15 protein-coding genes, 1 tRNA gene and 3 pseudogenes are annotated in these 22,728 nt (G+C 72.3%); 14 read left to right on the top strand and 5 right to left on the bottom strand.

Annotated features, from left to right (window positions below; translation table 11 throughout):
• The first annotated feature begins 46 nt into the window (after nt 1–46).
• The 10 genes and pseudogenes from ACIA8O_RS19835 to ACIA8O_RS19880 all read left to right on the top strand — a co-directional run bounded on the left by ACIA8O_RS19835 (nt 47) and on the right by ACIA8O_RS19880 (nt 12,038).
• Nucleotides 47–1,312: a glycosyltransferase gene (locus ACIA8O_RS19835; RefSeq protein WP_396295203.1), complete on the top strand. Its 1,266-nt coding sequence runs from the start codon at nt 47–49 to the stop codon at nt 1,310–1,312.
• On the top strand, nt 1,221–2,165 hold the full coding sequence (locus ACIA8O_RS19840; RefSeq protein WP_396295204.1) for a DUF6895 family protein: 945 nt from the start codon (nt 1,221–1,223) through the stop codon (nt 2,163–2,165). The genes ACIA8O_RS19835 and ACIA8O_RS19840 overlap by 92 nt, the downstream gene beginning before the upstream one ends.
• Nucleotides 2,162–3,346: a radical SAM protein gene (locus tag ACIA8O_RS19845; RefSeq protein ID WP_396295205.1), complete on the top strand. Its 1,185-nt coding sequence runs from the start codon at nt 2,162–2,164 to the stop codon at nt 3,344–3,346. Before ACIA8O_RS19840 ends, ACIA8O_RS19845 begins: the two co-directional genes overlap by 4 nt.
• 2 nt (nt 3,347–3,348) lie before the next feature.
• Complete coding sequence (locus ACIA8O_RS19850) at nt 3,349–4,314, top strand: DUF6895 family protein (RefSeq protein WP_396295206.1); 966 nt, start codon at nt 3,349–3,351, stop codon at nt 4,312–4,314.
• Nucleotides 4,311–5,717, top strand: coding sequence for an MFS transporter (locus ACIA8O_RS19855; RefSeq protein WP_396295207.1), 1,407 nt, complete (start codon nt 4,311–4,313; stop codon nt 5,715–5,717). Before ACIA8O_RS19850 ends, ACIA8O_RS19855 begins: the two co-directional genes overlap by 4 nt.
• Nucleotides 5,714–6,307: pseudogene (locus tag ACIA8O_RS19860) on the top strand (adenylate/guanylate cyclase domain-containing protein); the annotation flags it as partial. The gene ACIA8O_RS19855 and the pseudogene ACIA8O_RS19860, both read left to right, overlap by 4 nt.
• Nucleotides 6,308–6,397: 90 nt before the next feature.
• A pseudogene (locus ACIA8O_RS19865) lies at nt 6,398–8,782 on the top strand (ATP-binding protein); the annotation flags it as partial.
• Complete coding sequence (locus ACIA8O_RS19870; protein ID WP_396295208.1) at nt 8,775–9,716, top strand: S8 family serine peptidase; 942 nt, start codon at nt 8,775–8,777, stop codon at nt 9,714–9,716. The pseudogene ACIA8O_RS19865 and the gene ACIA8O_RS19870, both read left to right, overlap by 8 nt.
• Nucleotides 9,688–10,305, top strand: a complete 618-nt coding sequence (locus tag ACIA8O_RS19875) for a GAF domain-containing protein (protein WP_396295209.1) — start codon at nt 9,688–9,690, stop codon at nt 10,303–10,305. Before ACIA8O_RS19870 ends, ACIA8O_RS19875 begins: the two co-directional genes overlap by 29 nt.
• A 389-nt stretch (nt 10,306–10,694) precedes the next feature.
• Nucleotides 10,695–12,038: a DNA cytosine methyltransferase gene (locus ACIA8O_RS19880; RefSeq protein ID WP_396295210.1), complete on the top strand. Its 1,344-nt coding sequence runs from the start codon at nt 10,695–10,697 to the stop codon at nt 12,036–12,038.
• 43 nt (nt 12,039–12,081) lie between these two features.
• On the opposite strand, the gene ACIA8O_RS19885 is transcribed toward ACIA8O_RS19880, so the two are convergent.
• The 4 genes from ACIA8O_RS19885 to ACIA8O_RS19900 form a co-directional block, all read right to left on the bottom strand.
• Entirely contained in the window at nt 12,082–13,041 is a 960-nt protein-coding gene (locus ACIA8O_RS19885) for a NaeI family type II restriction endonuclease (protein WP_396295211.1), read from the bottom strand.
• Between the two features lie 52 nt (nt 13,042–13,093).
• Entirely contained in the window at nt 13,094–16,066 is a 2,973-nt protein-coding gene (locus ACIA8O_RS19890) for a Z1 domain-containing protein (protein WP_396295212.1), read from the bottom strand.
• A 30-nt stretch (nt 16,067–16,096) separates the two neighbouring features.
• Nucleotides 16,097–17,641, bottom strand: coding sequence for an ATP-binding protein (locus ACIA8O_RS19895; protein ID WP_396295213.1), 1,545 nt, complete (start codon nt 17,639–17,641; stop codon nt 16,097–16,099).
• A 195-nt stretch (nt 17,642–17,836) separates the two neighbouring features.
• A tRNA-Leu gene (locus ACIA8O_RS19900) sits at nt 17,837–17,921 on the bottom strand.
• A gap of 243 nt (nt 17,922–18,164) precedes the next feature.
• Here ACIA8O_RS19900 and ACIA8O_RS19905 point away from each other — a divergent pair.
• Nucleotides 18,165–18,770 carry an HdeD family acid-resistance protein gene (locus tag ACIA8O_RS19905; RefSeq protein WP_396295214.1) on the top strand — a complete coding sequence of 202 codons (606 nt, stop codon included), beginning with the start codon at nt 18,165–18,167 and terminating at the stop codon, nt 18,768–18,770.
• A gap of 223 nt (nt 18,771–18,993) precedes the next feature.
• Nucleotides 18,994–19,461: pseudogene (locus ACIA8O_RS19910) on the top strand (ATP-binding protein); the annotation flags it as partial.
• A gap of 257 nt (nt 19,462–19,718) precedes the next feature.
• Here the strand turns inward: ACIA8O_RS19910 and idi are convergent.
• Nucleotides 19,719–20,312 carry an isopentenyl-diphosphate Delta-isomerase gene (idi, locus tag ACIA8O_RS19915; RefSeq protein WP_396295215.1) on the bottom strand — a complete coding sequence of 198 codons (594 nt, stop codon included), beginning with the start codon at nt 20,310–20,312 and terminating at the stop codon, nt 19,719–19,721.
• A 545-nt stretch (nt 20,313–20,857) separates the two neighbouring features.
• Here idi and ACIA8O_RS19920 point away from each other — a divergent pair.
• A complete protein-coding gene (locus ACIA8O_RS19920) occupies nt 20,858–21,613 on the top strand; it encodes a sugar phosphate nucleotidyltransferase (RefSeq protein ID WP_396295216.1) in 756 nt (251 codons plus the stop codon).
• On the top strand, nt 21,601–22,662 hold the full coding sequence (locus tag ACIA8O_RS19925; RefSeq protein WP_396295217.1) for an iron-containing alcohol dehydrogenase family protein: 1,062 nt from the start codon (nt 21,601–21,603) through the stop codon (nt 22,660–22,662). The genes ACIA8O_RS19920 and ACIA8O_RS19925 overlap by 13 nt, the downstream gene beginning before the upstream one ends.
• Nucleotides 22,663–22,728 lie beyond the last annotated feature (66 nt).

Raw genomic sequence — 22,728 nt, forward strand, 5'->3', positions numbered from 1 at the left:
TCCGGACGGCCGGCCCGGTGGCCGGCCGCCCCGACCGGGAGATGCCGTGAACATCCTGCTCTGCCCGCTCAGCGACGGCGGCTACCTCTACCCGGCGATCGCCGCCGGGCGGGAACTGGCCCGCCGGGGGCACCGGGTGAGCCTGCTCGGCCGGTCCACCGCCGCGCCGTTCGCGGACGAGGCGGGACTGCCGTTCGCGGCGGCGGAGGAGTTCGGGGGGCGGCAGGCGTTCTCGGCGGCCCGGTGGGGCACCACCGGAGCCGCGCAGTACCGGGCGACCGTACGGGCCGCCCGGCAGGCCCGGGCCGACCTGCTGGTCACCTCGGTGCTGTGCAACGGCACCCTGCTCGCGGCCGAGGCGCTGGACCTCCCGGTGGTGGTCATCGGCCTCTCGGTCCACCTGTGGAACTACCGCAGCGGTGGCGCGGACGAGCCGCAGTGGGGCCGGACCAGGCAGAACCGCACCGACGAGTGCCTGGAGCTGTACGCGGCGGTCCGGGAAGAGGCCGGACTGGCCGGACGGGCACCCCGCCGGCCGGAGAACCCGCTGCACGGCGACGCCCTGCTGCTCCGTGGCATCCCGGAACTCGAGTACCCCGGCGCCGAGTTGCCCGAGCGGACGTACCAAGTGGGCCCGCTGGACTGGGAACCGGCCGCCGACCGGGCGGAACTCGCGGACATCACAGGAGCGTTGGACCGCTGCGGCAAGCCGGTCGTCTACGTGCACCTGGGCCGCTTCTTCGGCGGCGGCAGCCCGTGGCCCCGACTCAACACCACCTTCACCGGCGGACGCTTCCAGGCGGTGGTGGAACAGGGACGGACCGCCGACCCGCAGCCCGCCCCCGAGGCCGACGTCCTGCTGGTCCGCAGACCGTGGCTGGGGCCGCTGCTCGACCGGGCCGGGCTGGTGCTGACCAACGGCACCTCCGCCCCGGTGCTGGCCGCGCTGCAGCGCGGTCTCCCGCTCGGAGTCTCCCCCAACGGCTCCGAGCAGCCGGTGCTGGCCGCCGCCTGCCGACGGGCCGGCGCGGCCGTGCACCTCCCGAACACACCGGAGCCCGACCAGCGGGCCCGGCTCGACGCGGCCTGGCAGGACGACCGGCTGCGCGAGAACGCCCGCCGCCTCGGCCGCCGGCTCGCCGCGACGCTCGGTGCGGCCCGCGCCGCCGACATCGCCGAGCAGGTGGCCCAGCAGAGTGCGACCCCCAGGGAGAACCATGATGACGCGATCGGTCGGTCCGGACACCGCGACGGTGCGGCGGCTGTCGGCGGGCCTGCTCCGGTGGGTGCGGCTGCACGCCGAGTTCCTTGACTCCCCGTCAGGACGGGCCGAGCTGCCGGTGACCCCACGGGTGAAGGCCCTGCTCCAGCTCGCCCTGCTGCGCCGCTCCTGGGAGCGGGCGACCCCGGCCGACCCCGGCCTGGACGAGGTGACCGCCGTCCTCGGGCGGGTCTGGCGCGACCCGGACCACCTCGGCCTGCTCACCCTCGACCCGCGCTACGCCACGGGCTTCCAACTGATGTACGGCGCGCTCGCACCCGCCGGCGCCGTCCACGACTCCTACCGCGAGGTGCTCACCGGGCTCACGGCCGGCCGTGCCCTGGCGCCCGAGCGGAGGACGCCCTTCGGGCAGCTGGAGACCAGGTACTACGCCGATCTCCTCGGGCTCGCCCACCGGTTCGGCGACTACCCGGCGCTGTACCGGGCGAGCCTGCTGGCCGAGCACGGCGACGGACAGCCGATCACCGACCTGGAGGTGTGCGACGTGACGCACACGGTCTTCCACCTGACCGACTTCGGCGGCCACGCCCCGGACCTGACGGACGGTGAGCTGGCGCACGCCCGCGACCGGGTGGACCGGCTGACCGAACTCGCCGTGCGGGGCCAGGAGTGGGAGCTCGGCGCGAAGCTGCTGCTGGCGCAGCACTGCCTCGGCCTCGACCCGCTGCACACCTCCTCGGGGGCGGCCGTCCTGCGGATGCTGATCGAGGTCCAGGCCCCCGGCGGCGCGATCCCGGGACGGTCCGCCGACCGGGCGGCCGAGGACGGGACCACCGTCGAGTTCTTCCGGAAGTCGTACCAGGCCACGGTCGTGGCGGCGTTGACCACGGTCACCCTGCTGAACAGCCGGGTCGGCGAGCCGGTGCTGGGCGGTGCCCGGTGACCCGGACCCTGAGCGACGGCGCACGCATCCTCCAGGGCGAGCGGACCTGGTGGTTCCTCGGCCCCGGCGGCGGCCTGGCCCGACTGCGCGACACCCAGGTGACCGCCGACGGCGGGCTGGAGGCCGGCGCCGAGAACCGGCTGCGCGAGCTGGGGATGTTCACCACCACCCCGCCGCGCGCCTACGAGCTGACCGTGCTCACCAGCACGCACTGCAACCTGGGCTGCGGCTACTGCTTCCAGAACACCGCCCAGGACCTGACCGGCGGAGCCCGCCCGCCCCGGATCGCCCGGACCAGGCTGAGCTCGCGGACCATCACCGACATCCTCGACTTCACACGGCGTCAGATGGCCGCCGCCGAGCTGGAGAGGATGAACATCCTGCTGTTCGGCGGCGAGCCGCTGCTCAACCCGCGCGGCTGCCTGGAACTGCTGGAGCGGGCGGCGGACCACGGCCTCGGCCACGCCCGGATGATCTCCAACGCCACCCTGCTCAAGCCGAGGCTGGCCGCCCAGCTCGCCGAGCGGGGGCTGCGCAGCGTGCAGATCACCTTCGACGGCGACCGGCCCGACCACGACCGGATCCGGATCGGGCGCGCGGACGGCAGCGGCACCTTCGACACCATCGTGCGCAACATCGTCCGGGCCTCCGAGGTCTCCGAACTCCGCTGGCAGCTCCGGGTCAACGTCTCCCAGGAGACCTACCTGGGCGTCGACGCGCTGATCGACCGCCTGGCCGGCGCGCTCGACCCGGCCCGCTGCTCCCTCTACTTCGCCCAGGTCGGGGACGTCGGCATCGGCTACGGCAACGACCTGCTGCACACCGGCGAGCTGTCCGCCCGCTTCTCCGGCTGGCAGCGCCGGGCCCTCGACCTCGGCTTCACCGTCTCCCGCCCGCAGGCGTACCGCCCGTGCGCCACCTGCGGTCACGGCGACGGCCGCTACGGCGCGGTGGTCAGCGCGGACGGCACGCTGGCCAGCTGCTGGGAGACGGCCGGGAAGACCGAGTGGGAGGTCGGCTCCGTCACCGCCGGCTACCTGCCGAGCGAGGTCACCAAGGAGCGCTGGGTCGGCTGCGAGGACCTGTACCAGCACGACGAGGACCGGCGGACCCTGGCCGCCTTCCGCGACTCGGTGGACGCGGCCCTGCTCGACTACCTGGACCTGACGGGACGTCTGTAGCCATGCCGACCGACATCGCCGAGGTCGCGCCGCCGGCCGGGCTCCGGCGGGTGGGGGACGGTGCGCTCGACTGGCTGGAGCGCCACCTCGCCTGGTTCGACCCGTTCTCGCCCCAGGCCGGTGCCTCGGCGCACGGCACCTCGGCACACGGCAAGGCCAAGGCCGCGCTGGAGCTGGCGCTGCTCCGCCACTGCTGGGCCCGGACGGCCGACGAGGGCGACCCCCGGTTCGGCCGGGTGACCAACCTGGTCCGCACCCTCTGGCGGCAGCCCGAGGTCCGACGGCTCGTCACCGCCGTTCCGGCCCAGGCGACCTACTACGGGCTGGTCCACGCCGCGCTCGACCCGGACGGTCCGCCGGACGGGACGGTGCTGGACCGGGCCGCGGTCGACGGCCTGTCACCGTACCTGCGGCTGGAACTGCGGTACTACGGCGACCAGGCGCGGGCCCGCCACGACATCGAGTCGTACGCGGAACTCGCCGAACGGAACGTGCTGGTGACGCTGCCCGCGGTGGTGCGGGAGCGGGCGGTGCCTGAGCGGACGGCGCCGGACGGCGAGCCGCCGGTCAGCATTCCGCAGGCGTACGCGGTCACGCACTCCAGCTACTACCTGACCGACTTCGGCCGGACCGCCCCGCCGCTCTCCGCCGAGCAGCTGACGGGCGCCCGGGAACTGGTCCGGGCCGTGCTGGAGCACTGCGTCCGGCGGGACTGGTGGGACCTGGCCGCCGAGCTGATGATGGCCCAGGTCTGCCTGGGGGAGCGGCCGTTGGACACCCCCTGGGGCCGGGACGCCCTCGCCTGCCTGGCCCGGGCCCAGCGGCCGGACGGCGCGATCCCCGGACGCTCGGCCAACACCGCCGCGCCGCCGTCCGCCCCGGCCGGCGAGTTCTTCGCGGCGGCGTACCACACCACCCTGGTCACCGCCCTGATGGCGCTGCTGGTCTCCTCGGCGGGTGCCCGGTGAGCCGCCCCGCGGGCCGCCGCCGGTGGGTGCTCATCAGCCCGGAGTACACCCGGCTCTGGTTCGGCCAGGCGCTCTCCACCGTCGGGGACGCGGTCTTCTCCACCGCCCTGGTGCTCTGGGTGGCCACCGACCTGGCGGCCGGCCGGCCCTGGGCGCCGCAGGCGGTCAGCGGTGTGGTGCTGGCGACCAGCCTCTCCGTCCTGGTCGTCGGCCCGCTGGCGGGTGTCTTCGTCGACCGCTGGGACCGGCGGCGCACCATGCTCGGCACCGAGGTGCTGCGCGGCGGGCTGGTCGGCGTGCTGGCCGCCGTCTCCTTCCTCCCGGCGGACGCCCTCCCGATCGGACTCTGGCTCGCCCTGATCTACCTGACGGTCGCGGTGCTCAACGCCGTCGGCCAGTTCTTCACCCCCGCCCGGATCTCCGTCATCGCCGACATGGTCACCGGGGAGGGTGAGCGGGCCCGCGCGGCCGGCATCGCCCAGGCGACCGGCACCACCGCCTGGATCATCGGGCCGCCGCTGGCCGCGCCACTGCTGTTCACCGTCGGCATCCAGTGGGCGCTGCTCTTCAACGCGCTCTCCTACGTGGTGTCCTGGTTCGCCATCCGGTCGGTGCGCCCGGACCCCTCGGCGGCCCCCCGCCGGACCCGGCCGAAGGCCGAACGGCCGAGCCTGGTCCGGGACTTCGTGGACGGCCTGCGGTTCTACAGCGGCAACCGCTTCCTGGTCGCGCTGCTGCTGATGTCCGTGATCGGCCAGATCGGCGCGGGGGCGCTGAGCGCCCTGAACGTCTTCTTCGTCACCGACAACCTGCACGTCTCCGCCCAGCTGTACGGCTACCTCGGCACCGCGACCGGGATCGGCGGCATCCTCGGCGCGCTGGCCTCCGGCCGCGTGGTGGAGCGGATCGGGGCGCGCCGCGCCGCCTGGGTCGCGCTGCTGGTGAGCGGTGTCCTGCTGGTGCTGTACTCACGGCAGGGCAACTTCCTCGCCGCCACGGCCCTGCTCTTCGTCTTCGCGCTCCCGATCACCGTACTGAACAGCGCGCTGTCACCGCTCCTGCTGGACGCCGCCCCGGCCGAGTTCCGGGCCCGGGTGATGGCGGTGTTCTACCCGGCCACCCGGCTCGCGTCGATGCTCGGCGCGGTGCTCTCCGGCTGGATCGCCGGGACCGGGCTGGACGGCTTCCGGGCCACGCTGCTCGGGATGCGGTTCGGGCCGATCGACACCGTACTGGTGGCCGCCGGGATCGTGATCGTGCTGGCCGGGGTCTACGCCCGCAGCGCACTTCCCGTCCTGGACAAGGCAGTTGACGGGACGGCGGGGGCGGCCCCCGACCAGCCGGCCGAAGCCTCAGCCTCGGCCCCTCCGGAGCGCAGGCCGGCTCCGGAGGGCAGGCCGTGACCTGTGCCGGCTGCGGGCGGAGCGTCGCCGACACCGACCGGTTCTGCGCCGGGTGCGGCACTCCGCTGGCCGCCGGCCCGCAGCGCGAGACCCGGCGCAAGGTCTCCGCGCTCTTCCTGGACCTCGTCGACTCCACCGCCCTGGCCGAACGCCTCGACCCGGAGGCACTGCGCCGGGTGATGGACCGGTGGTTCGCCGGCTGCGTCGACGCCGTCGCCGAACACGGCGGCGCGGTGGAGAAGTTCATCGGCGACGCCGTCCTCGCCGTCTTCGGCGCCACCACGGCCCACGAGGACGACGCGCTGCGGGCGGTGCGCGCCGCCACCGGGGCGCTGGCCACCCTGGCCGGACTCACCGCCGAACTCAGCGCCGAGTACGGCGTGGCACCGGAGGCGCGGGCCGGGATCTGCACCGGCGACGTCGTGGTGCTCACCCGGCCCGGGGACGACTTCCGCGTCATCGGCGACGCGGTCAACACCGCCGCCCGTCTCCAGACCGCCGCCCGGCCCGGTGAGGTGCTGCTCTGCGCCGACACCGCGGCCATGGCGCGCGGGCAGGTCACCCTCGCGCCGGTCGCGCCGCTCAGCCTGAAGGGCAAGGCGCGGCCGGTCCCCGCCTGGCGGGTCACCGCCCCCGGGCCGGCCGTCGGACCGGCCGCTCCGGGCATCCCGTTCATCGGACGGGAGGGCGAACTCCAGGTACTGGAAAGCAGTTTCCGGCGGGCCCGGCAGCGGCGCCGGGCGCAGCTCGTCACCGTGGTCGGGACGCCCGGCATCGGCAAGTCGCGGCTGGTACGGGAGTTCCTGGCCGGGCTCCCGGCGGACGAGGTGGCGGTGCTGACCGGCCGCTGCTCCGCCTACGGCCGGGGCATCACCTTCCGGCCGCTCGCCGAGATGCTCGGCGCGCTGCCCGGCGGCCTGCCGGCGCTCGCGACGGATGGGGCACCTGACGGCCCGTCGGAATCACCGCGCGCGGCGCAGGTGCTCGGCCTGGTGGAGAAGGGCGGCTGCACCGGCCTGGTCGGTGTCGAGGACATCACCTGGGCGACCGGGCACCTGCTCGAAGTGCTGGGCCGCAGCCGGGCGGTGGTGATGGTCTGGGACGACCTGCACCGGTCCGAGCCGAGCCTGCTGGACCTCATCGAGGAGCTGGCGGTCCGGCTGCGGGACACCCCGGTCCTGCTGCTCTGCCTGACCCGTCCCTCCCTGCTGGAGCGCAGGGCCGGCTGGGGCGACGGACGGCCGGACACCAGCACTCTCGAACTCGGCCCGATGACGGCCGCCCAGACCGCCGAACTCCTCGGCCACCTGGCGCTCCGCGAGGAGGTCCAGGCGCACCTGATGCCGGCCGACTCCGGCCGGGTCGCCGCCCTGTGCGACGGCAACCCGCTCTTCGCCGAGCAGCTGATGGACGTCCTCGCCGAGGGCGCCCCGGGCACCCGGGTCCCGCTCGGCATCCAGGCCCTGCTGGGCGCCCGGCTCGACCAACTGCCGGAGGACGAACGGCGATCGGTGGAGCTGGCGGCGGTGATCGGGCGTGAGTTCACCCGCGACCTGCTGGTGCTGATGGCCGAGGCGGAGGCCGTCGCCGCCCCCGCCGTGGACGAGGCGACCGCCCGGCTGGTCCGGCGGCGCATCCTGGAGCAGGGCCGAGCCGGCACGCTGCGCTTCGCCCAGGAGCTGCTCCGCGACACCGCCTACGAGTTCACCCCGAAGGCCTGCCGCGAACGTCGGCACGAGCTGCTGGCCCAGTGGTTCGCCCGGGAGCCGGAGCCGGACCCGCTGACGGTGGTCCACCACGTCGAGGCCGCCCACCGGCTGCGCCGCCAACTGCGGCCGGGGGACACCGGCCTGCCGGCGCTGGCGAGCACGGCGGCGGACACCCTGACCGACGAGGGCCTGCACGCCCTGGCCCGCCGGGACCTGCCCGCCGCCGTCCAACTCCTCTCACGCGCAGCCGACTTGCTCCCCGTCGGCGACCGCCGCCACACCGCGCTCGCGCTGCGCCTGTGCGACGCCGGGATCGGCCTCCGGGACGCGGAGCTGTGCCGTACCGCCCTGGACCGCGCCGCGGCCGTCGGGCCGGACGACCCGGCGGCCGCGGCCGTCCGCACGGTCCAGCGCGGCATCGTCGAGCTCCGACTCGGCCTCGCTCCGACCTCTGCGGCGGAGCCGGAGCTCGACCCCGAGGACCACCTCGGCTGGTGCCGACTGCACCAACTCCGCGCCCACCGGCACCTGGTGGCGGAACGCACCGCCGCCGCCGAGGCCGCGCTGCGGCTCGCGGTGGAACGTGCCCGGGCCATGGCGGACGACGACGAGGAGGACCGACTGCTGGGCGCCGTAGGCGAGTTGGCGCGGCGTTCGCCTCTTGCGGTGGCCGCCGGGCTCGACCTCTGCGCCGAACTGGGCGAGCGGTTCGCGGACGGCTGGGCCCTGCTCGTCCCGGTCCTGCTGACCAGGGCCCACCTGACGGCACTCGGCGGCGACCTCGACACCGCCCGCCGCATCCTGACCGACCTGCCGGCCGCCGCGCGCGACAACCGTTCCGACCCGGGCGACGCGGCGGTGCTCGCCACCGCCGGGTACGTCGAATCCCTGGCCGGGGAGCACCGGGCGGCCGAGGCCCGGTACCGGCAGAGCCTGGCCGCACGCCCCGCCGGTCCGCACGCCCAGGAAGCCGAAGTGGCCATCGCCCGGGCGCTGTTCGCCCGAGGGAGGACCGCCGAGGCGGCGGCCTCCCTCCCGCAGGACGGCGGCGCCGGCCTGCGGGCCCGGATCGGCGTGGCCGCGCTGCGTGGCCGGATCGCCTCGGCACTCGGCCGGCACGAGGAAGCGGTCGCCCTGGCCTCCGGCGCACGGGCCCTGGCCTCCGGGGTGGACGACCCCTGTCTGGTCGGTGGCGCGCTCCTCGACCTGGCCGTGGTGCACCGGGCGGCGGGCCGGCGGCAGCAGGCCCGGGAGGAGGGTACGGCGGCGCTCCGGGCCTTCGAGGCGAAGGGCGCCGTGCTCCTGGCCGACCGTGTGCGCGCCTGGCTGCACGCCCCCGGAGGCCCGGATGTCTGAGTCGCCGCCCTGGCGCCGTCCGCCGCGCGACCAGTTCCCGGGCGTGCCGGCCTGGAGCATGCCGATCACGACGGTGCCTCAGGAACCCTTCGCCATCAGCCCGTCGGGCCCCGCGCCCGTCACCCGGGAGTGGGCTTGGGGCGGCGCGGACGGCTCCGGCGTCCGGGTCTGCGTGCTGGACAGCGGCGTGGAGGCCGACCACCCCCTGGTCGGTGGCCTCGACCGCGCCATGGACGTACGCCCGGACGGGACCGGCGCGTTCGTCGTCCGGCCGGTCGACCCCGGTGAACCCGGTGACACCGCCGGGCACGGCACCGCCTGCGCGAGCATCATCCGCGCGCTCGCCCCCGGCGCCGCGATCACCTCGGTCCGGGTCCTCTCCAACGGCGCGCGCGGCACCGGTACCCACGGCACCGGAGCGGCGCTGCTCACGGGCCTGCGCTGGGCGATCGACGAGGGCTACGACGTCATCAACATGAGCCTGTCCACCACCAAGCCCGAGTTCCGCGACGAGCTGCGCGACCTCGCCGACGCCGCCTACTTCCGACGCAGCGTCATCGTCGCCGCCGCCCACAACATGCCGGTGCGCAGCTACCCCTGGCTGTTCCCCTCGGTCATCTCGGTGGCGAGCCACGACGGCCCCGACCCGAGGTCCTACTACTACAACCCCGCCCCGCCGGTGGAGTTCTACGCCCAGGGCGTCCGGGTCCCGGTGGCCGGGCTCGGCGGAAGGCGCATGCTCTCCACCGGCAACAGCTTCGCCACCCCGCACATCGCGGGCATCTGCGCGCTCATCCTCGGCAAGCACCCCGCCCTGACACCGTTCCAGCTCAAGTCCGTGCTCTACCTGGCCGCCGAGAACGTGACCGCCCTGTCCGCCGACACCGATCCCGATGGGGGCCACCGTGCCGACCGAACCGCCCCGGACCGCTGACCTCACGCAGCGCCGACTCCTCCAGTCCGTCGTCGAGGTGGCCCGCAGCGTCTTCGGGGCCGCCGCCACCTCCGTGATGCTGGTCGACCCCGCCACCGGCGACCTGGTCTTCGAAGCCGTCGCCGGCGAGGGCGAGCACCACCTCGTCGGTACCCGTCTCCCCGGCGGCACCGGCATCGCCGGCTGGGCCGTCCTCACCGGCCAGCCCGTCGTCGTCGACGACGTCACCGAGAGCCCCCTGTTCGCCCGCCCGGCAGCCGAGTCCACCGGCTACGTCCCGCGCAGCATCATGGCCGCCCCCCTGATCTGCGAGGGCGACTGCGTCGGCGTGCTCTCCGTCCTGGACCGCGACAGCCGCCCGCGCTCCGACCTCGGCGACCTCGGCTCCCTCGGCCTCCTGGCCACCGAGATGGCGACCGTCCTCGACCTGCTCGTCCACCTCCGCGCCCGGCAGACGCCGCCCGCGCCGCTCGACCAGCCACTGCTGCAACGGCTCGCGGAGCGCCTGCCCACGGCCCCCGACCACGTGCGCGCGACGGTCACCAAGCTCCTGCTGATGGCCGACGACATGCTGGCCGCCGACGGCTGATCCCGAACCCTGCGACGAGATGACAAGCGTTCACGAAGCCGCTTTGATCTGCCTGGACTCCTCCGTGGCCGTGCCCGGAGCCGCCCTGGTCACGCCACGCCCGGTTGCGCAGTGCCTGGGCCGAAGGCCGGTTCCTGGCTTCTCCCGGATCGTCCGGGCAGCTCAACACACCCCGGCCGACATGATGCCCCTGCGTGTCCTGGCAGCGGCCAGGACCGTTGTCAGTGCCAGGTGAGGCTCAGAGGTGCGGCCACGGATGTCCGTGGCCGCCTTTAGACTGGCCCCTTCATGTAAGACGGCGGAGCCTGACGCGTACCTCCTGGCGGACGCGGCCAGTGGATCTGGGGTGGCGAGGCCGTGCACCTAGTAGGGGATCGCTAACGTGTTCGATGGCGCAGCTGGGCATGTCCCGGTTTGTGGTGTCCATCCTTCAGGCTCGGTGCATGTGGTTCGGAGGAACAATGTCTGCTCTTGAGGTTGTCGAGATCTGCGCTGGTGCAGGAGGGCAGGCCCTCGGACTCGAGCGAGCAGGTTTCGAGCACAGGCTCGCTGTCGAACTCGACGAGAACGCGTGTGCCACCCTCAAGCTGAACCGGCCGTCGTGGAACGTTCAGCAGGGCGATGTCGCCGACGAGAAGACCTGGAACCCCGAAGACCACCACGGTGTCGATCTGCTGGCCGGGGGCGTGCCGTGCCCGCCGTTCACCATCGCGGGCAAGCAGCTCGGAGCCACCGACGAGCGTGACCTCTTCGCCTGGGCGGTCCAGCTGGCCGGCCAGGTCAAGCCCAAGGCACTGATGCTGGAGAACGTCCGGGGCCTCAGCGCCAGCCGCTTCTCCGCCTACCGCCAGCACGTCCTGGACACGCTGCGCGATCTCGGTTACGTCGGCGAGTGGAGGCTCCTGCAGGCGTCGGACTTCGGTGTGCCGCAGCTCCGCCCGAGGTTCGTCCTGGTGGCGCTCCAGGAAGAGTACGCGGACTACTTCCACTGGCCGGAGCCCCACGAGGAGCCGGCACCCACGGTCGGTGAGGCCCTGAAGGACCTGATGGCGGCCAACGGCTGGCCCGGCGTGGACGAGTGGGTTGCCCGTGCGAACGGCATCGCCCCGACCGTCGTCGGCGGCTCCAAGAAGCACGGTGGTGCGGACTTGGGGCCCTCGCGGGCCAAGGCTGCCTGGGAGGCCATGGGGGTCGACGCCTGGGGCATCGCGAATGAGGCTCCGGAGCCCGGCTTCACCCCCGCGGTGAGCAAGAAGGGCGAGGTGCGCGGAGGTCCGAAGCTGACGAGTCGGATGGCAGCCCGCCTGCAGGGTTTCAGTGATGACTGGCAGTTCGCCGGAGGCAAGACCACTGGTTACCGGCAGATCGGGAACGCCTTCCCGCCGCCCGTCGCCGAGGCCGTCGGAAGGCAGATCGCCAAGGCATTGAACAAGCAGGGCGAGCCGCGCAAGCGGGCAGAGACCACGCACGACCCGGTCTACCGCCTGCTGCGAGGGCGTTCCCAGGCACTGTCGGCGGAGCGGATCGTCGCCCTGCTGGCCAAGCAGGACGTCGTGATGGAGCTGCCGGAGGTCGAGCAGCGCATCACTCACCTCGGCCGGGACTTCGAGATCGAGACGGTCGAGCTCAAGGGCGTCCAGAGCTACCTGCTCCGGGACTTCAAGGCGTTCCTCGGACAAGAGGGCCACGAGCGGCACGAGCTGTTCAAGGCCAACAAGGCCAGGATCAGCTGACGGAGGTGCCCGCAGGTGCTGCAGCCTGCGGGCACCGTGGTCGTCAGGCCCTGGACGGCTCGGGAAGCTTGGGGGCGGTGGTGACGGGATCGCCCTCCCGCGCCACTGCCCATCTGGCTCCCTCGAGCTCGACCCAGGGATCCTCCGTGCGGTCCGGCGTCCAGGGGGCGAGACGGATGCTCACCGACTCCCCGGGGCCTGGAACGGGCAGTCCAAGTGCCTCGGCGATCTCCTGGTGTATCCCGTACTGGCCGAGGATGATGATGCCCTCGGGCTGCAGGGCGGACCGGGAGCCACCGTTGTACCGGATGCGCTTCATGTAGTCGTCCTGCCGGGCGACCGTGGCGACCACGGATCGCGAGATGATGCGTCCTCGGGCCCGCCGGAAGAGCTCGTTCAGCCGCTTCGTTCCGTGCTTGTGCGCGAACACCGCGTCGATGTCCTCCTGAGGGAGCCTCAGGAGGACGTTGTCCTGGAGCGGTGCATCGCGATAGATCCAGTGGACAGCCGACTCGCGAGCCGCCGCGGACAGCGACCGCTTGCCGTCCCGGTTTCCGGTCTTGGTCAGCACGGCTTCGCTGACCCGGAACAGTCCGGCTGACCACAGACCCTCCTCGTCGCTGGCCCAGAGGCCGAGGCAGAGGTGGCCCATGGCCTCCGGCGGGATCATCCAGCGGCCGAACTCCTGCGAGTACTTGCAGTCCACGTCGCTGCCGGCGATGGAGTAGTCCATCTTGTCGCCGTCCTCGAAGCCGAACTCGCGCTGGAGGTTGATCTCGACCAGCGTCCCGGCATGGGTCTTCTCGGTCTTGTGCAGGTCCTCCCAGCGGAACCGCCCGGTGTGCTGGCCGTCCAGCAGCATGTCGAAGGTGCGGCGGATGGCCCGGGCGAACCGCTCGCCCGAAGGGTCCGCCGCCTTGAGGGCGAGCGCCACCAGGTCGAGTCCGGGGTCGTCCGGCAGGGCGGAACCAGCTGGGAACAGTTCGAGCGGCGATGACGTCACGTCAGTTTTCCTCCAGGCAGGGAAACATGGCTGGCTACGAGTGCGATGCCGGTCAGCCGGCCACCTCCGGCGAGGCCTCGACGACCACGCTGTCGGGGTGGCTGGAATCCTTGGCCTGGAAGCGGACCAAGCGCCGGGTCGAATCCATGGCGGACTTCGGCGGTACCAGGGCGAACGCCATGACGACCTTGGACGGGACAGCGGCCCCCTGCCTGATCGCTGCCGGGATGGCGCCCTGGTCGTCGCGCTTGCCCTCGACCACCGGGTACAGCAGGGCAACGCCGGTACGGGCGCCGACCCGGTCGTCCGCGGCACCGCTGCCGACCGCGTTGACGAGGGCCTCTGCCACCTTCCGGTGGTCGACACCCGTGATGCGGCCGAAAGCGGACTTGCCAGCCTGGCGGCTACGCGTGACCAACGACATCGGGACCGAACCGGCCACGGTGGCCGAATTCCCGTCCTTCTTGACGAGCTGAGGAGCAATCAGGAGCCAGTCGTCGACCGTCGCCAGGCGGCCGTCGAGCTGGGCCAGGTAGCGGAGGTGCGGGAGGAAGATCCCCTCACGCTCCCACTCGAGGCGGCTCAGCACGGAGAGCAGCTCGGCGTGGCTGACCCGTGCGGTGAGTGCCTCGAAGGCAGGCTCTGGCTGGCCGGGAGCGCTGAATCCATTCGGCTCGGCCGTGAGGTTCTGCAGCAGAGGTGCCCACCGGTGGACGTTCCGGGCGAGCGCGTCGGCATCCTCGGGGTAGGCGGCGGGCTCGATGGTTTTGCCGGGAGAGCGCACCTCGACGAGTTCGGCGTTGAACATCTTGTTCCGTGCCGACGGCTTGATCCACGGGAGGTGCTGCGCGACCAGCGGCGGTACCTGGGACGGCGTCACTTGCGGCATCCCGTCCACCAGTTCGGCGTACTGGGCCAGCTGCTCCCGGAACAGCTCCTCGTCGCGGCAGATGGCCTCGAACGCCTCGTACAGGTCGGCGGTGGACGTCTTGGTCATCGGCTCCTCGCGGCCGATGAACAGACGCACGAGGTCGGCGTAGCCCGGACGGAAGCCGAACCACCGGCCCATCTGCATGAGCGTGTCGGCCTGCTTCGTCATGCGCCGGTAGTAGGTGACCGTGAGCCCCTCGACGGTGAATCCCCGGGAGAGCTTGGTGCCGCCGACGAGGATCTTCCACACGTTCGGCGTGCGGTCGAAGTCGAGGTCCAGCTGTTCGAAGTACTTGTCCGAGTCGCCGTTGACGATCACGACCGGGTTGCCGCCCGAGCCGATCAGTTGACGGGCCCGGCTGACGTAGGGCCGGAGGTCCTCGTAGCTCGCCGGATTGGGCAGGTCGGCCGCCCTGGCCCGGGAGACCGGGGCGAAGTCCTCCGCCCAGAGGGCGGCGAGCCGGGCGTGGCCCTCGGAGGAGGCGTAACCGGACTGGTGCCAGGCGGAGTTGATCTGCAGGGCCAGCTCTGCGTGGTCGTCCTTCCGGACGGACTGGTGGACGAGCATCGTGTGGTGGCGGAACGGACCCTTGGCGACGCCGTGGTCGGAGCGGAAGAGCTTCAGCGCGCCGGAGAGGAGGAAGCTGTCCAGTGCCTCCTGGAGACGGTCCCCGGCGTCCCCCCAGATGCCCCGGACATGCGCCTTCTCCTGCGAGTTGGCGACAGTCCGCTCCGACGGGGGGACCGGCGAATCGAGGTCGTGGAAGTCCTGGACACCCATGTACCCCTGCGGGCGGGGGAGGGAGATCAGGAAGTCGCTGGGGAAGATGTCGGCCGCGTCGCCAGGGTCCACGAAGACGTTGGCGAACGGGGTGGCGGTGTAGCCGACGTACTGGGCACGCGGGAGCAGGCGGAGCAGTTCCGAGATCAGGCCGTTGATCGCGGTCCGTTCGACGGCACCCTTCTCCGACTTCTTGGGGTCGGTGGTGTTCACGGAGGCCTGGTCCGACTCGTCGTCGATGATGAGTGCGGGGAGCTCGCCGAGGAGTCCGTGGATCTGCTTGAGGTCCTTGACCAGCTTCGTCAGGACCGTCTTGTTCTTCTTGACGATCAGGACGCGAGCGGCGGTGTGGTGCAGGTTGGCCGGATCGTGCAGGGGCAGTGCGGGCGAGCGCTTCTCGAACTCGAGCGCGCGGATGCCCTGGGCAAGGCTCTCGTAGTCCTTCTCCCGGGTGGTGAGGCGCTCGACGTCGAAGGCCTGCAGCATCGACGGCCGCGCGCCGTGCTTCACGAATTCGGGCCAGTCCTCGTCGTCGCCGACGTAGTCGATGCCGACCAGGGTGTCGGGATCGTCGACGTCAGCTCCGCGCAGGATGTTCTCCTGGCCGATCAGCTCCATGTCCAGCCGTCGCTGGGTCTGGCGCCGCAGCAGGTTGAGGGTGCCGCCGAGGACGATCACCAGGCGGTAGCCGGCGTCGATCGCCTTCGCTGTGACACCGGTGAAGTTGGCGGTCTTGCCGGACTGGACGTATCCGACGACCAGGCCCTTGGCCTGCCGACGGGCGGCCTGCTCGGGATTGGCGAGCCGTTCGACGACCGCTCGGCTGGCCTCGTCCAGGCTGGCGATCGCCGCCTCGCTCCAGCCCTTCTGGCGGAGCTTCCCCTCGTACGCGCGCCAGTAGAACGAGCGGGCGGCGGCGGTCTGGGGCGTGTACCAGGGCACGTGCTCGCGGGCGATGACAGTGGTCCCGGCAACGTGCTGGACGGGCACCACGGTGTCGAGCGCCTTGGCCAGGTCGGGGCCGAAGCCGAGCCGCTCGTACGCGGCTGCCCGCCTCTCATCGGTCCGGGGAGCGGTGTCCGGGGACCAGGCCGGCCCTTCCGCGAAGTCCCAGGCGGTCAAGGACTTGGCCCAGAGGGCGGCGAGCGCACCGCCCCGGCCGTCCTCCTCGGCCAGGCGGGCCCGGAAGCTCTCCTCGTCCAGCGCGGCCCCCGGGTAGTCGGCCTCGACCAGCTCGGCCGTGTCCCGGAAGTTGCGGGGACGGCTCATGCCGTTCAGTACTTCGGTGTGGATCTCGAGGAGCAGGTCAGTCATGTCGTGCCTCCCAGCGGTGCAGCAGATCGGTCAGGAGCCGGAGCGGTTGCGGCGGTCGCGCTGGGCGAGTACCGACGAGAGCAGGATGCTGTTCCAGTAGTCGATGCGGTCGGCCCGCTTGCGCTCCCAACGGCCGAGGCCGAAGCAGTCCTGCAGGAGCAGGTAGAGCAGGGTCTTGGTGACGGGAGCGTCGTTGGCCCCGCCGCGGCGGCCGTCGTTGAAGTCCTCGCGGTACGCCCGGTTGAGCAGAATGCCGTTGCCCTCGCGGTCCAGGTCGAAGAACTTGTCGTCGGGGAGGGCCACCCACTCCACCCGCAGGGGGTCCTCACCGCCCTTGAGCGGAAGCTCTTCCCGGACGGCCCGCTTGATCATGGGATCGAAACCCTTGCCGGGTTCGATCACCGCGGGCCGCTCGATCGTCTTCCTCGAAGCACCGTCCCGGTAGGCGGCCTCCGCGGCAACCAGGAACTCCCGGAAGGGCTGGCCCTGGGAGTCGGTGGCGTGTTCGACACCGACGGTGAAGGCGGGGGTGACGTCCACGCCGTCCTTCTTGACGGTCAGACTGAACACGTCACCGGACTGCTCCGGCAGGTCGACGGCGATCCGTGCCAGGACGAGGTGGCCCTCGGGAGCCCGGAGGTTGTTCCAGCCGCCGGCCTGTACGAGCCGGTCGTTCCGGTAGAAGTAGAAGCCCTGGCGCTCCTGGACCGTACCGATCTGGCGGAAGCCGGCCAGCGTCGACTTGGCGGGCCAGACGTGGGCATCCAGGGTGATCTCGCCCACGCCTTCGACCTTGGCCGAGTACTGACGCGGGAAGCCCGGACGCCCGGGCACCTTGTAGCCGAACGGATCCAGCGGATCCACGCTGATGTGGTCCGTCTCCTCGCCGCTGGAGACGTCCCAGACCGCGATGTCGAGCATCAGGCCCCGGCTGAGGAAACGGTGCAGGTAGAGCCCGAGGTGGGTCTCCAGCCTGCTGATCGCCTTGGAGAGGAACTGCTCGCTCTGCCCGGGTGCGATCGTCTCGAACGCACGGACCCGGTCCCAGCGGACCAGAGTGCCGTGCCACTCGATGAGCCCGTCATAGACGTCGATCTGCTGCTGGGCGAACTCGGGGCGGACGGTGTCGCAGCGGAACCCGTCGGCGATGCCCTCGGCCGTCAGTTTCCGGCCGGCCGGCGAGCTCCGCTTGGTCCGGCTGATCACGGTGAGGGACTGGGCGTGGGAGAGCGACGCGGCCTTGAGGCCCGTCCCGTACATGCCGAGGGCGCCGTCGTCGTAGGACCGGCGGCGGCCCACGGTCATGGCGGCATCGAGGCCGTCGGCGTCCATGCCGCGGCCGTTGTCCAGGACCAGCAGGGAGACTATGCGGTCGGAGTCGCGGAGGAAATGCACGACGACGGAGTCGGCCCCCGCGTCGATCGAATTGTCGATGAGGTCGGCCACCGCCGCTTCGAACCCGTAGCCCTGATTCGTCAGCGCCTTGGCGTACCCGGCGTCCGGAGGAAGGTGTGTACTTCCGTGCGTCGGTACGTCGTACTGCCAGGCAGCGCGGAGTGAGGCGGAAGGGGTCATGCGGTCGCTGCTCCTCGGACGCACGGATCCGGGCCCGCCCAGGAGTTGGCGGAAGCCTGATCGGTTTCTGGGGTCTCGAGGATCACGATATGGCAGCAGGGTGCGGAGAATCTGTTCGATGCTCAACTTTTGGAGCAGTGAAGCAAACAAAAAACTGCGGGCCCGGATTTCTCCAGGCCCGCAGTTCGTCTTCTGTGTCCGAGGGGGGACTTGAACCCCCACGCCCGATAAAGGGCACTAGCACCTCAAGCTAGCGCGTCTGCCATTCCGCCACCCGGACTAGGTGTCTGTCTCGGCGGTGTGTTCCCCGCTCCGACACGGAGAACATTACCAGGCTCCGAGGGTGGTTCTCGACCACGTTTGCGCCGGTCACGGGGTGCGTGGGGGGATAACAGGGCAGACCATCACAGAACGGACAGGTCGAGGGCTGGAGGTGGGTCTGGTGGGTGCGGTCGGCGGACGTGGTGGGGGTCGGGGCGGGGACGGGGAGGCAGCGGAGCGGGGGCTGGCGCGGGGGTTCGGGATGTTGGTGGTGCTGGGGGTGGTGCTGGTCGGGGCGGCGGTGTTCGGGCTGCTGTACACGGCGTTCGCGACGCTGACGAGCGTGCTGCTGTTCGGGTGGCTGCTGCTGATCGGCGGGGCGGCGGGGCTGGCGCACGCGGTGCTGGCCCGGAACGCGAACTTCTTCTGGCTGGGGGCCTCGGTCGCGGCGCTGAACATCGCGGCGGGCGCGGTGATGATCGTGCGGCCGGATGCGGCGGCGGAGGGGCTGACGCTGTTCGCGGCGCTGCTCTTCCTGAGCGCGGGGACCTTCCGGTTGGTCGGGGGGCTGGCGGTGCGGGGGCCGCAGTTCGGGTGGACGCTGTTGCTCGGGGTGCTGGACGTGATCATCGGCCTGCTCGCGCTGGCGCAGTGGCCGAGCGATTCGCTCTACACGCTGGGGCTGCTGTTCTCGCTCTCGCTGCTCTTCGACGGCCTGGGGCTGGTGAGCATCGGGGTCGGGGCCCGGCGGGTGATCGGGATGCTGGGCGAGGCGCGGCGGGAGACGGAGCCCGAGGAGCCGGTCGCGGATGGGGCGCAGGTGACGGGGGAGACTCCGGTGAATGTGGAGAAGCCGTCCGGTCCGTGAATGTTCCGTCGGCGGCCGGGCGGATTGCGAACGGGAAGCGTCAGGAGGGGCAGGAAAACGGTCGGGACACGCCACGGCACGTCAAGTTGCAGTCGCTGAGCCGGTGCTGACTGCCGTTCTCCTAGCCTCGGTGGTCCAGTGCGAAGGGCGGCTAGACGTGGAGCAGACCAGAAGACCGGCCGAGCCCGTGACGAGGACGAGACCGGTGGCGCCGGCCGGGCAGGTGCGCGGGGCGCGCGGCAGCCGCGGCCGGCGCGAGGCGGAGGGCCCCGGCGAGGGGGTCTGGCGGTTCTCGGCGGTGGCGCACGAGGCCTCGGTGCCGCAGACCAGGCACGCCGTGCGGGACCGGCTGTTGGCGCAGGGGATGGCGGGGGAGGCGTACCAGGAGCTGATCGACGACGTGCTGCTGATCGTCTCGGAGCTGGTGGGCAACGCGGTCACGCACGCCGCGGTGCTCTCGCCGCACCTGACCACCGAGCTGGCCATCGAGGGCGGCTGGGTGCGGGTCTCGGTGGAGGACGGGCACCCGTACCGGCCGAAGGCGTTGGAGAGCGACATCGGGCAGCTGGGCGGCCGCGGGCTGCTGCTGGTGAAGAGCGTGACGCTGCAGGCGGGCGGGGTCTGCGACGTGGAGCGGACGGGGGAGGGCGGCAAGGTGATCTGGGCCTCGCTGCCACTGCCCGAGGTGTTCGCGGAGCCGGACGGGGAGCCCGGGCTGCCGGAGGCCGTGCTGCCGGGCGTGCTGCGGCCGGGTGTCGGCCACCAGGCGGTGCGGCCGGCCGCCGCCGTCCCGGGCCCGGCGCGCCGCGAGGTGTGAGCCCGCAGGCCCGGTGCCGTGGAGCGAATGGCGGGAGGCCGTGGAGCGAACGGCGGGAGGGGGCGTCGGACCGGGAGATCTCCCCGGCCCGACGCCCCCTCGGGTGCCCGTGTGAACCGTGAACGGAGCGGTTACCAGCTGGGCCCGGCGATCTCCCGGATCCCCGGGAGGGCGGCCTCGAAGACCGTCCGGAACCACACGGAGGTCGGCTTCTCCGCCTCCAGCGCCTTGAGCTCCTCGGCGGTGACGTAGCGGAAGTCGTCCACCTCCTCCGGGTCCGGCTGCGGCTCGTCGGTGACCAGGCCGACGAAGAGGTGGTTCCACTCCCGCTCGATCAGGCCGGAGGCCTCGTCGGGCAGGTCGTAGCGGACGGTGCCGGCCTCGCAGAGCAGGGCGGGGGCGACGCCCAGCTCCTCGGCGGTGCGGCGGGCGGCGGCGACGAAGGGCTGCTCGCCGGGGTAGGGGTGGCCGCAGCAGGTGTTGGACCAGACGCCGGGGGAGTGGTACTTGCCGAGCGCGCGGCGCTGGAGCAGCATCCGGCCCTGCCGGTCGAAGAGGAAGACGGAGAACGCCCGGTGCAGCCGGCCCGGCTGCTGGTGGGCCCAGAGCTTCTCGGCGGTGCCGATGGTCACGCCCTCGTCGTCGACGAGCTCCAGCAGGATCTCGGCGGGAGCGCCGGGGGCGGCGCCGTCCTCGGTCAGCAGGGACGGTCGGGACTCGGGCATGGGGCCTCTTTCGCGACGGGGAGGTGGGAGTTCGGGGGGTGCGGCGGCCGCTCCGGACGCCGCCCGGGCGTCCGGGGCCAGTCTGCCGTATGGGTGGCTACCCGAATGGGCGCGACGCACACGGAGGCGTGGAAGGGCCGGATGATCAGTCAACCCGTTCGATTCGTGATCGACCAGGTCCGCCTCCTGATCCTTTCCGATCATCTGCTCCGATCATCTGCCCGCCCTCGGTGACCGCCCCGGCGGCTGCTCCGGTGACCGCTCCGATCGCCGTCTCCCCACGGCCTCCCCGAGGTCTCCCTGCCGTCTTCGCGCAGCTCCCCCGCAGCTCCCCCGCCGTCTCCCCGCCACCTCGGAGCCCGTCCGGCCCCTGTGGTTTCGGGGGTGTACGCCCGGTCCGGTAGCCTCACCGTGCCCGCGCGGGACGGGCGGGGGCCGAGCGGTACCGGCCGCGTTCGGGCTGGTCGTGGCCGTCGCCTACGATCACAGCGGAAGCTGACGTCACAGCGGAACACCACGAGACACCACGAGTCAGGAGACACCGCATGATCGGCCTCGTTCTGGCCGCCGGCGCCGGTCGCCGGTTGCGCCCGTACACCGACACGCTGCCCAAGGCGCTGGTGCCGGTGGACGGCGAGCGGACCGTGCTGGACCTCACCCTCAAGAACTTCGCCGAGGTCGGCCTGACCGAGGCCGCCATCGTGGTGGGGTACCGCAAGGAGGCGGTGTACGACCGCAAGGAGGAGCTGGAGCGCGCGTACGGCGTCAAGCTCACCCTGGTCGAGAACGACAAGGCCGAGGAGTGGAACAACGCCTACTCCCTCTGGTGCGCCCGCGACCTCTTCGCCGAGGGCCTGCTGCTGGCCAACGGCGACACCGTGCACCCCGCCTCGGTGCAGCACACCATGCTGGACGGCTACCGCGGCCGGATCGCCGCCGGCCAGACCCCCGGCATCCTGCTGGCGCTGGACACCGTGAAGAAGCTGGCCGACGAGGAGATGAAGGTCGTCGTCGACCCGGCCGCCGGGATGCGCCGGATCACCAAGCTGATGGAGCCCGCCGAGGCCACCGGCGAGTACATCGGCGTCACCGTTATCGACCCCTCGGCCGCCGCCGACCTGGCCTCCGCGCTGCAGGCCACCTTCGAGCGCGACCCGCAGCTGTACTACGAGGACGGCTACCAGGAGATGGTGGACCGCGGGCTGCGGATCGACGTGCAGCCGATCGGCGAGGTCTCCTGGGTGGAGGTCGACAACCACGACGACCTGGCGAAGGCGCGGGAGATCGCGTGCCGGTACTGACCAGGCTGGTGCCCTCGCCGGTCTTCATGGAGATCCGCCCGGGCGCCCTGGACGCCCTCGGCGGCATCCTCGCGGACCAGCGGATCTCCGCCTCCGGCCGGATCGCGGTCGCGGTCAGCACCGGCTCCGGCGCCAGGCTGCGCGAGCGGCTGGAGCCGGCCCTGCCCGGTGCCGACTGGTACGAGGTGGAGGACGGCTCGCTGGACGCCGCGGTGCGGCTGGCGGACCAGGTCCGCGGCGGGCACTACGACACCATGGTCGGCCTCGGCGGCGGCAAGATCATCGACGCCGCCAAGTACGCCGCCGCCCGGGTCGGCCTGCCGCTGGTCGCGGTGGCCACCAACCTGGCCCACGACGGCCTCTGCTCGCCCGTCTCCACCCTCGACAACGACGCCGGCCGGGGCTCCTACGGGGTGCCCGGGCCGATCGGCATCGTGGTCGACCTGGACGTCGTCCGGCAGGCCCCGCCGCGCTTCGTGGCCTCCGGGATCGGCGACGCCGTCTCCAACATCTCGGCCTGCGCGGACTGGGAGCTCTCGCACGTCCACACCGGTGAGCCGGTGGACGGACTGGCCGTGGCGATGGCCCGCACGGCCGGCGAGACCCTGCTGCGGCACCCCGGGAAGCTGACGGACGGGGACCTCCTGACGACGCTCGCGGAAGCCCTGGTACTGTCCGGCATCGCGATGAGCATCGCGGGCAGCACCCGGCCCTCCTCGGGCGCCTGCCACGAGATCTCGCACGCCCTGGACGTGCTCTACCCCAAGCGCTCCGCCCAGCACGGCGAACAGGTCGGCCTCGGCGCGGCCTTCGCCACCTTCCTGCGGGGCGAGCGCGAGCTGTCGGCTCTGATGGTGGACCGGTTCCGGTACCACGGCCTGCCGGTGACGGCAGATCAGATCGGCTTCACCGAGGCGGAGTTCACCGAGGCGGTGCACTACGCTCCGAACACCCGTCCGGGTCGCTTCACCATCCTGGAACACCTCGACCTCTCCCCCTCTGACATCAGGGACTCGTACGCCGACTATGTCCAAGCCGTCAACAGCTGACCGCCCCCCGGTCGACCTGACCCGCCGCCCCTCGATCGAGGAGCTGCGCGCGGTGATCCACCCCGA

Source organism: Kitasatospora sp. NPDC051853 (assembly GCF_044452665.1).
Lineage (GTDB): Bacteria > Actinomycetota > Actinomycetes > Streptomycetales > Streptomycetaceae > Kitasatospora.

Coding starts and splice junctions, on each gene's coding strand:
- ACIA8O_RS19905 (WP_396295214.1), top strand. CDS start 18,165: ATGTTGGTGGTGCTGGGGGTGGTGCTGGTCGGGGCGGCGGTGTTCGGG.
- ACIA8O_RS19840 (WP_396295204.1), top strand. CDS start 1,221: ATGACGCGATCGGTCGGTCCGGACACCGCGACGGTGCGGCGGCTGTCG.
- ACIA8O_RS19880 (WP_396295210.1), top strand. CDS start 10,695: ATGGCGCAGCTGGGCATGTCCCGGTTTGTGGTGTCCATCCTTCAGGCT.
- ACIA8O_RS19920 (WP_396295216.1), top strand. CDS start 20,858: ATGATCGGCCTCGTTCTGGCCGCCGGCGCCGGTCGCCGGTTGCGCCCG.
- ACIA8O_RS19870 (WP_396295208.1), top strand. CDS start 8,775: ATGTCTGAGTCGCCGCCCTGGCGCCGTCCGCCGCGCGACCAGTTCCCG.
- idi (WP_396295215.1), bottom strand. CDS start 20,312: ATGCCCGAGTCCCGACCGTCCCTGCTGACCGAGGACGGCGCCGCCCCC.
- ACIA8O_RS19895 (WP_396295213.1), bottom strand. CDS start 17,641: ATGACCCCTTCCGCCTCACTCCGCGCTGCCTGGCAGTACGACGTACCG.
- ACIA8O_RS19890 (WP_396295212.1), bottom strand. CDS start 16,066: ATGACTGACCTGCTCCTCGAGATCCACACCGAAGTACTGAACGGCATG.
- ACIA8O_RS19850 (WP_396295206.1), top strand. CDS start 3,349: ATGCCGACCGACATCGCCGAGGTCGCGCCGCCGGCCGGGCTCCGGCGG.